Here is an 11,967-nt window from a genome sequence, read left to right on the forward strand (position 1 = left end):
CGGGGCGGCCCTCGACAATTCAGCTTGAATTAAGTCGGCTTCACTATCGTGGGCACCGTAGACAACAGACACCCCCGAGGAGAACACCATGAACAAGCTGACCAGCCTTTTCGCCATTGCCGCCCTGGCCACCACTGCCGGTATCGCCCAAGCCCGTGACCTGGGTCCGGACGAGGCACTGAAACTGCGTGACGCCGGCACCATCCAGAGCTTCGAGAAGCTCAACGAGGCCGCGCTGGCCAAGTATCCGGGCGGCAAGATCGAGGACACCGAACTCGAAGAAGAGCACGGCCGCTACGTCTACCAGGTCGAAGTGCGCGACGCACAGGGCGTGCAGTGGGACGTGGAGCTGGATGCCAGCAACGGCCAGATCCTGAAAGAGCACCGGGATGACTGATGAAGTTCGTTGCACGCTATAGCGGCATCGTCGCCCTGGTCCTGGCCGTGCTCGCGCTCGATGCGCAGGCCCGCGACCTGGACCAGGACGAGGCGCTCAAGCTGCGCCGCGAAGGCGTCATCCAGCCGCTGGAAATGCTGATGGAACAGGCCCTGGGGCGATACCCCGGGGCCGTCCTGCTTGAGGCGGAACTGGAAGACGATGACGATGTGCTGGTCTACGAGGTCGAACTGCTCACCGTCGACGGTACGGTGCGCGAACTGGAACTGGATGCCCGCGACGGTCGCATCCTCAAGGACGAACTGGAGGACTGATGCGCCTGCTGCTGGTTGAAGACCACGTGCCCCTGGCCGACGAACTGATTGCCGGCCTGGGTCGCCAGGGCTACGCGGTGGACTGGCTGGCCGATGGCCGGGACGCGGTCTACCAGGGTGCCAGCGAACCCTACGACCTGATCGTGCTCGACCTCGGCCTGCCCGGCAAGCCGGGGCTGGAGGTGTTGCGCGAGTGGCGGGCGGGCGGGCTGGCCACGCCGGTGCTGATCCTCACCGCGCGCGGCTCCTGGGCCGAGCGCATCGACGGCCTCAAGGCGGGGGCCGACGACTACCTGACCAAACCCTTCCATCCCGAGGAGCTGGCCCTGCGCATCCAGGCTCTGTTGCGTCGCGCCCACGGCCTGGCCAACCAGCCGCAGCTGGAGGCGGCCGGTCTGCAGCTGGACGAGAGCCGCCAGTGCGCGACCCGGGACGGCGAGACCGTCGAGCTGACCGCCGCGGAATTCCGCTTGCTGCGCTATTTCATGCTCCATCCCGGCCAGATCCTGTCGAAGAGCCACCTGGCGGAGCATCTCTACGACGGCGAGAGCGAGCGTGATTCCAACGTGCTCGAGGTGCACGTCAACCGGCTGCGCGGCAAGCTCGGCCGCGAGGTGATCGAGACCCGGCGCGGCCAGGGCTACCGCTATGCCGGGGTCGGCGGGTGAGGTCGATCCAGCGCCGCCTCAGCCTGGGGCTGGCCGGTGTGCTGGTGGTGGTGGGCCTGGTGCTGGCGCAGAGCAGCCTGTGGCTGTTCGACCACAGCCTGCGCCGCTACCTGCAGGACGACCTGAAGGACGAGACCCAGACCCTGCTGATCGCCCTGGTCCGCGGCCAGAACGGCATCCAGCTGGATGAGCGGCGCCTGGACCCGACCTTCCAGCGGCCCTTCTCGGGCCATTACTTCCGCATCGATTTCGCCGACCAGACCTGGCGCTCCCGCTCCCTGTGGGACCGCGACCTGCAGCACCCGCCGGCGCCGGGGTTGCAGGAGGGACTGGGCGATGGTCCGCGCGGCCAGCGCCTGCTGGTGTACCGCGCCGACTACCAGCGCTTCGGCCAGGCGTTCAGCATCAGCGTGGCGCAGGACTACACGCCGATCCTGGAGAGCTTCCGCCGCCTGCAATGGCTGGGCCTGGGACTGGGCGGCGCGGCGCTGCTGCTGATCCTGCTGGCCCAGCGCTACACAGTGCGCGCGGCGCTGCGGCCGCTGGAACGGGTCCGCGGTCAGATCGCCCAGCTGCAGCAGGGCCGGCGCAGCGAACTGGATGCCCAGGTGCCCCAGGAGCTGGAGCCGTTGGTGGGGCAGATCAACCATCTGCTGAACCACACCGAGGACACCCTCAAGCGCTCGCGCAACGCGCTGGGCAACCTGGGCCACGCCCTGAAGACGCCGCTGGCGGTGCTGGTCAGCCTCAGCGAGCGCGACGATCTGCGCGATCAGCCGGAACTGCAGGCCACCCTGCGCGAGCAACTGGCGCAGATCCAGCAGCGTCTGGAGCGCGAGCTGGGACGTGCGCGCCTGGCCGGCGAGGCCCTGCCCGGCGCCCATTTCGACTGCGCGGCGGAGCTGCCGGGGCTGTTTTCCACGCTGGGCATGATCCATAGCCATGGCCTCAAGCTGGAGTGGCAGGCCGAGCCCGGCCTGTGCCTGCCCTGGGACCGTGAGGACTTGCTGGAACTGCTCGGCAACCTGCTGGACAACGCCTGCAAATGGGCGGACGCGGAAGTGCGCCTGACCCTGGCGGCTGACGCCGAGGGCTATCGGCTGTGGGTGGACGACGACGGCCCTGGCATCGCGCCCGAGCGGCGCGAGGACGTCATGGGCCGCGGCAGTCGTCTGGACGAACAGGTGGCCGGCCACGGCCTGGGGCTCGGCATTGTGCGCGACATCGTCGATGCCTGGGGCGGCAGCCTGCGCCTGGACGACAGCCCGCTGGGCGGGTTGCGGGTGGAGGTGCGGTTGCCCGGGAACAAGCCTCGGGCCAAGGCAAGGTAATCCGAAGGCGTGTCAGGTGCGCGCGGCGCACCCTACAGCTCAGGTGCGCCGGGGAGCGCGGCGGTTACATGCCGTTGGTGAAGGCCGGGTCGGTCAGGTCGATGGCTGCGCGCACCGGCTTCAGCGCCTCGGCGTACTTGCCGAGGATGTCCAGGGCGTAGTCGGCGCGGCGGCGGATGCGCAGGTCGCCCTCGCCGGCGGCCTCGCCCTCGTTCAGCACCGCTTCCACATGGCGCACGATCAGGTGTTCTGGCAGGTAGGCGATGCGGCAGTTCTTGTAGCCGGAGGCGCGCAGCTCGCTGATCGGGTAGGCACCGCCGACGCCGGAGGACACGCCGACCAGTAGCGCCGGCTTGTGCGCCAGTTCGGCCTTGCTCGTGTAGAGGAAGAAGTTCTTCACCGCCGGGCAGGCCATGCCGTTCCATTCCGGGGCGATCACCACCAGCGCGTCGGCGGCGGTCAGTTGCTGCTGGTAGTCGGCCCAGGGGCCCTTGTCGTCCGCCGGCCACAGCGGCAGGGGGCGCTCGCCCAGGTCGATCAGGCCGCTCCGCTCGGGGCTGGTCAGGCCCAGGTCGATCAGGCGCTGGCGTAGATAGCGGGCGACCTTGGCGGATTGGCTGCCGGTGCGGCTGGAGCCGGCGATCAGGGCGATATCGAGCATCTTGGAATTCTCCTGCGAATGACTGCGCGCAGGCTAGCGGCCGCTCTGCGGCGGGACAAGGGGGCGAAGCGCCAGGACGGTGGACCGATGGCGCCAGCGCCCGTGCGGGCGCGGCGCCAGGGTTCAGACGCGGAACTGGTCCATCAGCCCCTGCTGGTGGTTGGCCAGGCTGTTGAGCGACTGGCTGACCCGGGCCGATTCGTCGGCCTGGTCGGAGAGCGCCTCGGTGACGTCTCGGATGTTCGCCACGTTGCGGTTGACCTCCTCGGCCACCGCGCTCTGTTCTTCGGCGGCGCTGGCGATCTGCAGGTTCATGTCGTTGATCACGCCGACCGACTCGCCGATCCGGCGCAGCGAGGCGACTGCCTGCTCGACCTGTTCGACGCTGCCCTGGGCCTGCTTGTGGCTGCTGTGCATGGAGCCGACCACGTCGCGGGTGCCGCTCTGCAGGTTCTCGATCACCTGGCGGATTTCCTCCACCGAGTCCTGGGTGCGCTTGGCCAGGTTGCGCACCTCGTCGGCCACCACGGCGAAGCCGCGCCCGGCCTCGCCGGCACGGGCCGCCTCGATGGCCGCGTTGAGGGCCAGCAGGTTGGTCTGCTCGGCGATGGCGCGGATCACTTCCAGCACCGAGCCGATCTGCTCGCTGCTGCTGGCCAGGGATTCGACCTCCGCCATGGCCGAGTTGAGTTCGCCGGCCAGTTGCTCGATGGAGAGGGTGGTGCGGTCGATCACCGCCAGCCCCTCGCGGGTGGCCGCGTCCGCGCCGCGCGCCGCCTCGGCGGCCTGGGCGGCATTGTTGGCCACGTCGTGGGCGGTGGCGCTCATTTCCTGGGAGGCGGTGGCCACCTGGTCGATCTCGCGGAACTGCTGCTGCATGCCGGCGCTGGTCTGGCTGGCGATGGCCGCGGACTGGTCGGCGGTGCTGCGGGCGTCCTGCACCGAGCGTTTCACGTCGGCAATGATCGGCTGCAGCTTGTCGAGGAAGCGGTTGAACCAGCCGGCCAGCTCGCCCAGCTCGTCCCGCCGTGCGTATTCCAGGCGGCGGGTCAGGTCGCCTTCGCCGCTGGCGATGTTCTTGAGCATGCTCGCCACGTCGAGGATCGGGCGGGTCACGCCACGGGCGGTCAGCCACATCAGGGCGATGCCGACGAGGATGGCGACCAGGGCCAGGATCACCGAGAAAGTGGTGTCGCGGGTACGGCTCTCGTCCAGCTGTTGCTCCAGCTTCAGGGCTGGGCCCAGCAGGACGGCTTTCGGCACTTCCAGCAGCACGCCCCAGGACTTGGCCTCGGGAATCGGCAGCAGCGGCTCGATCACTCGCAGCTTGTCATCCAGCTCGAGGAACTGGGACTGCCCGCCGGCGAGCAGCTGGCTGATCTGCGCGCCCTGCCTGGGAAAGGCGCTGGTCAGCGGCTTGCCGAGCTGGGCGGGGTCGCGGCTGTGGCCGGCCAGCAGGCCGGCGGGGCTGATGATGCTGACGTGGGCCTGGCCGTCGTACAGCTCGCCGCTGGCCTTCAGGCTGATCTGCTGCAGGCTCTCCAGGCTGATGTCGACGCCCATCACGCCGATCACCTTGCCGTCCTGCTCCAGGGGGAAGGCGATGCTGGTCATCAGGATCTGCTTGCCGTTGACATCGTCGAAGTAGGGGTCGAGCACGCAGGTGCGGCGGGTGTCGCGAGGGCAGGTGTACCAGGCGTTGTAGGGCGCGCCGCTGGGGCCGGCGCTGGTGTCTTCGAGCTGCGTCTCGTCCATCGCCTCGGCTTCCAGGGTGCCGGGCACGGTCTGCGCCCAGTACAGGGAGAAGCGCCCCTTGTCGTTGCTGCCCAGCTCGCCCTGGCCGGCGAACAGCTCGTCCTTGCCGTCCAGCGCGTTGGCCTCGAACACCACGTAGAGGCCGAGCAGGCCGGGATTGGCCTCCAGCGCGGAGCGCACCTGGCGGACCAGGTCCTCGCGCAGGTCGAAGGCGTCGAGGAAGCGTTTCTCGGCCTGATCCTTGAGGAACAGCACCTGGCGCGAGAAGCCCTTGCCGTACTGGTAGGCATCCATGAAGTAGCGCTGGATGCGCAGGCCCTGGAGTTCGCCGCGCGAGGCCATGCGCAGGCGGGCGGCCTCTTCGAGCATCTCGGCGCTGGAGTCGCGCACCAGGGTGGCGCTGCGGGTGGACTGGAAGAGCGAGGCGCCCACCAGCAGGGTCACGATGGCGAGCAGGGAGAGGCCCGAGAGCAGGGTGATTTTCAACTGGATGGACAGGCGCGACAGCATGAGCAGGTCCTTGATTGTGCGGACGGCTGTTCGGGTTATCGGTAGCGGAGCCTCGGTCTTGAGCGTCCGCTGCCGACCCGGAGCCGGTTGATCCTGGATCACGGGGGATGGCGAGGCGGAATTATGCACGCAGTGATCAGGATATTGCACGTATCGTGTTTTGACAGAACCTGATCGTTCGGGCAGAGTTCTGCGCTTTTTTGCGGGCGGTCCGCCTTGTCCGCGGTTTCGGAGTCTGTCTATGAACGCAGTGGTGGCCGCCGTCGGCATCATGCTGGCCCTCAGTCTGTGCCGGGTGCACGTGGTGATCGCGCTGATCGCCGGTGCCCTGGCCGGCGGCATGATCGGCGGGCTCGACCTGCAGGCCAGCCTCGCGGCCTTCAACAAGGGGCTGGGCGGCGGCGCCAACGTGGCGCTGTCCTATGCGCTGCTCGGCGCCTTCGCCGTGGCCATCTCCAGGTCCGGCCTGGCCCACGCCCTGGCGGACAAGGCCCTGGCTCTGGTCGGCCGCCAGCAGGCGCGGGGTGGCGATCTGGTGGGCTGGCTGCTGATCGGCCTGCTGCTGGCGGTATCGGTGTCGTCGCAGAACATCCTGCCGATCCACATCGCCTTCATCCCGCTGCTGGTCCCGCCGCTGCTGTACGTGATGGCGCGCCTGCGCATGGACCGCCGCCTGGTGGCCTGCGTGATCACCTTCGGCCTGATCACCCCCTACATCTTCCTGCCGGTGGGCTTCGGCAACATCTACCTGAACGAGATCCTGCTGGCCAGCGTGCGCAAGGGCGGGGTGGACACCACCGGCGTCAGCGTCACCCTGGCCATGCTGCTGCCGGCCCTGGGCATGCTCTGCGGGCTGCTGGTGGCGGTGTTCCTCAGCTACCGGCGCAAGCGCGACTACGACCTCGCCCGCATCGAGCAGGTGGAGAACGTCGCCGTGCAGTACAACCCCTACAGCCTGCTGGTGGCCGGCGTGGCGGTGGCGGCCGCGTTCGCCGTGCAGCTGTGGCTGGATTCGATGATCGTCGGCGCCCTGGTCGGCTTCGTGATCTTCTCCCTGTCCGGCGTGGTGCGCTGGCGCGAGGCGGACGACCTGTTCACCGAGGGCATGAAGATGATGGCGATGATGGGCTTCATCATGATCGCCGCCGACGGCTTCGCCGAAGTGATGCGCGCCACCGGCGAGATCGACAGCCTGGTCGGCTCCGCCGCCGGCTGGATCGGCCACAGCCAGGCCCTTGGCGCGCTGATGATGCTGCTGATCGGCCTGCTGGTGACCACCGGCATCGGTTCGTCCTTCTCCAGCGTGCCCATCGTCGCGGCGATCTTCGTGCCGCTGTGCGTGCAGCTCGGCTTCAGCCCGCTGGCCATCGTCTGCATCGTCGGTACCGCTGGCGCACTGGGCGACGCCGGCTCGCCGGTGTCCGACTCGACCCTGGGGCCGACCGCCGGCCTGAATGCGGACGGCCAGCACGACCATATCTGGGACACCGTGGTGCCGACTTTCCTGCACTACAACCTGCCGCTGCTGGCGTTCGGCTGGGCCGCGGCGCTGCTCCTGTAGCCGGCGCTTCAGCTCCGCGCTGGAGTGCCGATACACCAACAACACCGCTCCGACTCAGGCGGATAACCAGAAGGAATGGGACCATGCGTCTGACCCTGAAAACCAAAGTGCTGCTGCTGGCCCTGCTGCCGGTGATCCTCTTCGCCCTGGTGCTGAGCGGCACCGTGGCGAAGGTCCTGGCCGACCTGGCCGCCGACGAGGTGGCGGAGACCCGCACGCGCCTGATCGAGGAGAGCCGCCAGGAGCTGCAGCACTACATGCAGATCGCCCTCGGCTCGGTACAGACCCTGTACGACGGCGCCAGCCAGGGCGACACGGCCAGCCGCGAGCAGGCCATCGCCATCCTCTCCAAGATCAAGTACGGCAAGGACGGCTACTTCTTCGGCTACGATTCGCAGGTGGTGCGCCTGTTCCGTGGTGACAATCCGGCGGACGTGGGCAAGAGCTTCACCGGTCGCAAGGACCCCAACGGCGTGGCCGTTAACGACGAGCTGGTGCGCGTCGCCAAGGACGCTTCCCACTACGTGCAGTACAGCTCGCCGCTGCCCACCAACGAGAGCGTGCTGGTGCCCAAGCTGGCCTACAGCTACTACCTGCCCAAGTGGGACCTGGCGCTGGGCACCGCGGTCAACCTCGATGGCGTCGAGGCCCAGGTGGCCGAGGTCCGCGAGGCGGTCGAGGAGCGCGTCGGCACCATCATCACCAGCATCCTGGTGATCGCCGCGCTGATGCTGCTGGTGCTCGGCATCAGCGGCCTGGCCCTGAGCAACGCCTTCGTGCGTCCGCTGCAGCAGATCAAGGCCAATCTGGACGACATCGCGGCCGGCGAGGGCGACCTGACCCGGCGCCTGCCGGTGGCCCGCGACGACGAGCTGGGCCAGTTGGCCGGCTCGTTCAACCGTTTCGTCGAGAAGATCCACGGCCTGGTGCGCCAGATCGCGGACATGACCACCCAGCTCACCGGCCTGGTCGGCGAGGTAGCCGCCCAGGCCCAGCGCTCCGAGCAGGCCATGGAGCGCCAGCGTCACGAGACCGACCAGGTGGCCACGGCGATCAACGAGATGTCCGCCGCCGCCCATGAGGTGGCCAGGAGCGCCCAGGGCGCCGCCGAGGCCGCCCAGCAGACCGACCGCGAGGGCCAGGCCGCCAAGCAGGTGGTCGACGGCAGCATCAGCCGTATCCATGCCCTGGTCGGCGACATCCGTGACAGCGGCCAGTCGCTGGACAGCCTGCAGCAGGATGTGCAGTCCATCGTCAGCGTACTCGACGTGATCCGCTCCATCGCCGAGCAGACCAACCTGCTGGCGCTCAACGCGGCCATCGAGGCGGCCCGGGCTGGCGAGGCCGGGCGCGGATTCGCGGTGGTGGCCGACGAGGTACGTGCTCTGGCCAGCCGCACCCAGCAGAGCACCCAGGAAATCCAGGGCATGATCGACCGCCTGCAGCAGGGCACCCAGGCGTCGGTCACCGCCATGCGCCGCTCCAGCGACGCCGGCGAGGACACCAGCACCCAGGCCAACCAGGCCGGAGCCTCGCTCGACGCCATCGCCGGGCTGATCGGCACCATCAACGCGATGAACGCGCAGATCGCCAGCGCCGCCGAGGAGCAGACCGCGGTGGCCGAGGAGATCAACCGCAGCGTGCACCAGATCGCCGTGGCGGTGGACAGCGTGGCCGACGAGACCCGCCATGGCGCGGCCACCGCGCGCAGCCTGTCCGACCTGGGCGAGCGCCTTGGCGGGCTGGTGCGCCAGTTCCGCATCTGACGCAGGGCGCCGCCACGGCGCCCCTTGCGGGCCGCTAGAAAAGCTCGCACTTAACGGGACGGCGGAGGGACTAAACAGCATCCCTACCGCCACCGGTTCCCGTCCATGCACACACCGCTCATCGAACAGAAGTCCTTCGTCGCCCTGCTGATCGTGGTGACTATCGCCTTCGGCTGGATACTGCTGCCGTTCTGGGGCGCGCTGTTCTGGGCGGTGGTCCTGGCGGTGCTGTTCGCGCCGCTGCAGCGGCGTCTGGCGCTGCGCTTCGGCGGGCGCGGCAACCTGTCGGCTATGGTGACGCTGGCGGTCTGCCTGCTGGTGGCGATCCTGCCGATGACCCTGATCAGCCTGGCCCTGGTCAACGAGGGCACGGCCATCTACCAGCGCATCGAGAAGGGCGACCTGGACATCGGTGCCTACGTGGAGCGCTTCAAGAACCTGCTGCCCGGTGTGCTGCAGAACCAGCTGGACCGCTTCGGCCTGGGCGACTTCGACGCGCTGCGCGACCGCGTCGCCAAGGGCGCCATGCAGGGCAGCGAGTTCCTGGCGACCAAGGCCTTCGACATCGGCCAGAACACCTTCCAGTTCCTGGTCGGCTTCTTCGTCATGCTCTACCTGCTGTACTTCTTCCTGCGCGACGGGCCGGAACTGGTGCGCAACGTGCGCACCGCAGTGCCGCTGGAGGAGTCGCTCAAGCGCCGGCTGCAGATCAAGTTCACCCGCGTGGTGCGGGCCACGGTGAAGGGCAACCTGGTGGTCGCGGCGGTGCAGGGCGCGCTGGGCGGGCTGATCTTCTGGGTATTGGGCATCTCCAGCCCGCTGCTGTGGGGCGTGCTGATGGCCTTCCTGTCGCTGCTGCCGGCGGTGGGCTGCGGGCTGGTGTGGGGGCCGGTGGCGCTGTACCTGATCGCCACCGGGGCGGTGTGGCAGGGCATCGTGCTGATCGCCTTCGGCGTGCTGGTGATCGGCCTGGTGGACAACGTGCTGCGACCGATACTGGTCGGCAAGGACACGCGCATGCCGGACTACCTGGTACTGATCTCCACCCTGGGCGGGTTGACCCTGTTCGGCCTCAATGGCTTCGTCATCGGCCCGTTGATCGCCGCACTGTTCGTCGCCAGCTGGGACCTGCACCGCAACGGTAGCGAGGCGCCTCGGTTGCCCTAGGGACTGTTGACGCGGCGGAGCTGGAAAAACCGACCGCGGCCGTGATGCTGTTCCAGCCATGTCCCGAGGTGAGTACCGCGTGCTTCCGTGGGAGCGGCCTTGGCCGCGAAGCTTTGGTGTCGGCCCCGTTCGCGGACAAGTCCGCTCCCACAGGGCTTGTGCCCACCAACAGCCGCCGGCTCAGACCTCGCTCCCCCCTCCCGTTTATTTATGCGGAGAGCTGGGGAGAAGGCCGAAAACCCCGCGAAACTGCCGGTTTCTCCTCTGCCTGACGCTCTCCCCTGAGGGGAGAGGGGAGTGAGCGTCTTCATGTGAACGGCATGACGGCGGTGGCCGGGTTTTTCATGGGCGCTGGCTCAGGGCGCCACGGCCACCAGGCCGGCGTGCTGCACCAGTTCCAGCAGCGGCTGCGGGTAGACGCCGAGGACGAACACTAGCAGCGCGACGAACAGCAGCATGACGCCGCCTGTGCGCTGGCCCCAGTTGAACGGGGCGTCGTGGCGCTTGAGGTTGGGCTCGGCCAGGAACAGGGTGACCATGACCCGCAGGTAGTAGAACACGCCGATGGCGCTGCCCAGGATCAGGCTGCCCAGCAGCAGCCACTGCTGCGATTCGACGCCGGCGGCGACCACGTAGAACTTGCCGATGAAGCCGGCGGTCAGCGGGATGCCGGCCAGCGACAGCATCATCACGGTGAGCACGGCGGTCAGGTACGGACGGCGCCAGAACAGGCCGCGGTACTCGTACAGGGCGTCGGCGTCGCGGCCGCTGTAGGGCGTGGACATCAGGGTGATCACGCCGAACGCGCCCAGGCTGGTCAGCAGGTAGGTGGCCAGGTACACGCCGATGGCTTCCACGGCCAGGCCCTTGCTGGCGATCAGGGCGATCAGCAGGTAGCCGAAGTGGGCGATGGACGAGTAGCCGAGCAGGCGCTTGAGGTTGCTCTGCAGCAGCGCCAGCAGGTTGCCGAACAGGATCGAGGCGATAGCCAGCACGCTCAGCAGGTCGTTCAGCCAGCCGCCGCTGGTGACCGGGGAGATCTGGTACAGGCGCAGCAGCACGGCGAACACCGCGACCTTGCTGGCGGTGGCCAGGAAGGCGGCGACCGGCGCCGGCGCGCCTTCGTAGACGTCCGGGGTCCACAGGTGGAACGGCACCAGCGACAGCTTGAAGGCCAGGCCGATCAGCATCATGCCGATGCCGATCTGGGCGATCAGGCTGGGCAGGCCGTTGGCCGCCAGCTGGGTGCCGATGCCGGCGAAGCTCAGGCTGCCGGACTCGGCGTAGAGCAGGGCCATGCCGAACAGCAGGAAGGCGCTGCCGGCGGCGGACAGCACCATGTACTTGATGCCGGCTTCCAGCGAGCGCTTGTTGAAGAAGGCGTAGGCGATCATGCCGTAGGTCGGCACCGACAGCAGTTCCAGGCCGATGAACAGGCCGGCCAGGTGCTGGGCGCTGACCAGGACCAGGCCGCCGGCGGCGGACAGCAGCATCAGCAGATACAGCTCTTCACGGTTGCCCGGGTAGCCCTGCTTGCCCGATTCGCCGCCCAGGTAGGCGTGGGTCAGGGTGGTGCAGGCCAGCGTCGCGGCCAGCACCAGCGCCATGTAGTAGCAGGCGAACTTGTCCACCCGCATCAGCGGGGTGACCTCGATGGGCGTCACGCCGAGTGCCGGAATGATGGACAGCAGGGCGAGGTTGAGGCCCACCACCGAGAGGATGAAGGCCATGGCGTGGTTGCGCTTCCAGGCGATGGCCAGCATCACCACGACGATGGTGGTGCAGGTGACCAGCAGCGGCAGCAGCGCGATGAAGTGTTGAGTCGTCAGTTCCATAG

10 protein-coding genes are annotated in these 11,967 nt (G+C 68.4%); 7 read left to right on the forward strand and 3 right to left on the reverse strand.

All coding sequences use genetic code 11. The annotated features are described in order from the left end of the window. Positions 1-88 precede the first annotated feature (88 nt). The 4 genes from N7640_RS18525 to N7640_RS18540 are packed head-to-tail and all read left to right on the forward strand — an operon-like array spanning position 89 to position 2,710. Positions 89-397: a PepSY domain-containing protein gene (locus tag N7640_RS18525; RefSeq protein ID WP_220813189.1), complete on the forward strand. Its 309-nt coding sequence runs from the start codon at positions 89-91 to the stop codon at positions 395-397. Beyond that, positions 397-711, forward strand: coding sequence for a PepSY domain-containing protein (locus N7640_RS18530; RefSeq protein ID WP_220813188.1), 315 nt, complete (start codon positions 397-399; stop codon positions 709-711). The genes N7640_RS18525 and N7640_RS18530 overlap by 1 nt, the downstream gene beginning before the upstream one ends. Continuing rightward, positions 711-1,379, forward strand: coding sequence for a response regulator transcription factor (locus N7640_RS18535; protein ID WP_220813187.1), 669 nt, complete (start codon positions 711-713; stop codon positions 1,377-1,379). The genes N7640_RS18530 and N7640_RS18535 overlap by 1 nt, the downstream gene beginning before the upstream one ends. After that, positions 1,376-2,710, forward strand: coding sequence for a sensor histidine kinase (locus tag N7640_RS18540; protein ID WP_279902061.1), 1,335 nt, complete (start codon positions 1,376-1,378; stop codon positions 2,708-2,710). Before N7640_RS18535 ends, N7640_RS18540 begins: the two co-directional genes overlap by 4 nt. A gap of 64 nt (positions 2,711-2,774) precedes the next feature. On the opposite strand, the gene N7640_RS18545 is transcribed toward N7640_RS18540, so the two are convergent. Together N7640_RS18545 and N7640_RS18550 are read right to left on the reverse strand one after the other, a co-directional pair. Then, complete coding sequence (locus N7640_RS18545; RefSeq protein ID WP_279902059.1) at positions 2,775-3,371, reverse strand: NAD(P)H-dependent oxidoreductase; 597 nt, start codon at positions 3,369-3,371, stop codon at positions 2,775-2,777. A gap of 123 nt (positions 3,372-3,494) precedes the next feature. After that, positions 3,495-5,636, reverse strand: a complete 2,142-nt coding sequence (locus tag N7640_RS18550; protein ID WP_279902057.1) for a methyl-accepting chemotaxis protein — start codon at positions 5,634-5,636, stop codon at positions 3,495-3,497. Positions 5,637-5,877: 241 nt separating this feature from the next. On the opposite strand from N7640_RS18550, the gene N7640_RS18555 reads away from it, so the two are divergent. From N7640_RS18555 to N7640_RS18565, 3 genes are all read left to right on the forward strand, one after another. Next, positions 5,878-7,197, forward strand: a complete 1,320-nt coding sequence (locus tag N7640_RS18555) for a Na+/H+ antiporter family protein (protein WP_279902055.1) — start codon at positions 5,878-5,880, stop codon at positions 7,195-7,197. An 83-nt stretch (positions 7,198-7,280) separates the two neighbouring features. Further along, positions 7,281-8,963, forward strand: a complete 1,683-nt coding sequence (locus N7640_RS18560) for a methyl-accepting chemotaxis protein (protein ID WP_220813182.1) — start codon at positions 7,281-7,283, stop codon at positions 8,961-8,963. A gap of 105 nt (positions 8,964-9,068) precedes the next feature. Beyond that, positions 9,069-10,130: an AI-2E family transporter gene (locus N7640_RS18565; RefSeq protein ID WP_279902053.1), complete on the forward strand. Its 1,062-nt coding sequence runs from the start codon at positions 9,069-9,071 to the stop codon at positions 10,128-10,130. A gap of 356 nt (positions 10,131-10,486) precedes the next feature. Here the strand turns inward: N7640_RS18565 and nuoN are convergent, their stop codons facing one another. Then, complete coding sequence (gene nuoN, locus N7640_RS18570) at positions 10,487-11,965, reverse strand: NADH-quinone oxidoreductase subunit NuoN (protein WP_220813180.1); 1,479 nt, start codon at positions 11,963-11,965, stop codon at positions 10,487-10,489. Positions 11,966-11,967 lie beyond the last annotated feature (2 nt).

It is taken from the genome of Pseudomonas sp. GD04015, assembly GCF_029837675.1.
GTDB lineage: Bacteria > Pseudomonadota > Gammaproteobacteria > Pseudomonadales > Pseudomonadaceae > Aquipseudomonas > Aquipseudomonas paralcaligenes.

Excerpts from the sequence above, each read along its gene's own strand:
- nuoN (WP_220813180.1), bottom strand. The coding sequence starts at position 11,965 with ATGGAACTGACGACTCAACACTTCATCGCGCTGCTGCCGCTGCTGGTC.
- N7640_RS18555 (WP_279902055.1), top strand. The coding sequence starts at position 5,878 with ATGAACGCAGTGGTGGCCGCCGTCGGCATCATGCTGGCCCTCAGTCTG.
- N7640_RS18530 (WP_220813188.1), top strand. The coding sequence starts at position 397 with ATGAAGTTCGTTGCACGCTATAGCGGCATCGTCGCCCTGGTCCTGGCC.
- N7640_RS18525 (WP_220813189.1), top strand. The coding sequence starts at position 89 with ATGAACAAGCTGACCAGCCTTTTCGCCATTGCCGCCCTGGCCACCACT.
- N7640_RS18550 (WP_279902057.1), bottom strand. The coding sequence starts at position 5,636 with ATGCTGTCGCGCCTGTCCATCCAGTTGAAAATCACCCTGCTCTCGGGC.
- N7640_RS18535 (WP_220813187.1), top strand. The coding sequence starts at position 711 with ATGCGCCTGCTGCTGGTTGAAGACCACGTGCCCCTGGCCGACGAACTG.
- N7640_RS18545 (WP_279902059.1), bottom strand. The coding sequence starts at position 3,371 with ATGCTCGATATCGCCCTGATCGCCGGCTCCAGCCGCACCGGCAGCCAA.
- N7640_RS18565 (WP_279902053.1), top strand. The coding sequence starts at position 9,069 with ATGCACACACCGCTCATCGAACAGAAGTCCTTCGTCGCCCTGCTGATC.
- N7640_RS18560 (WP_220813182.1), top strand. The coding sequence starts at position 7,281 with ATGCGTCTGACCCTGAAAACCAAAGTGCTGCTGCTGGCCCTGCTGCCG.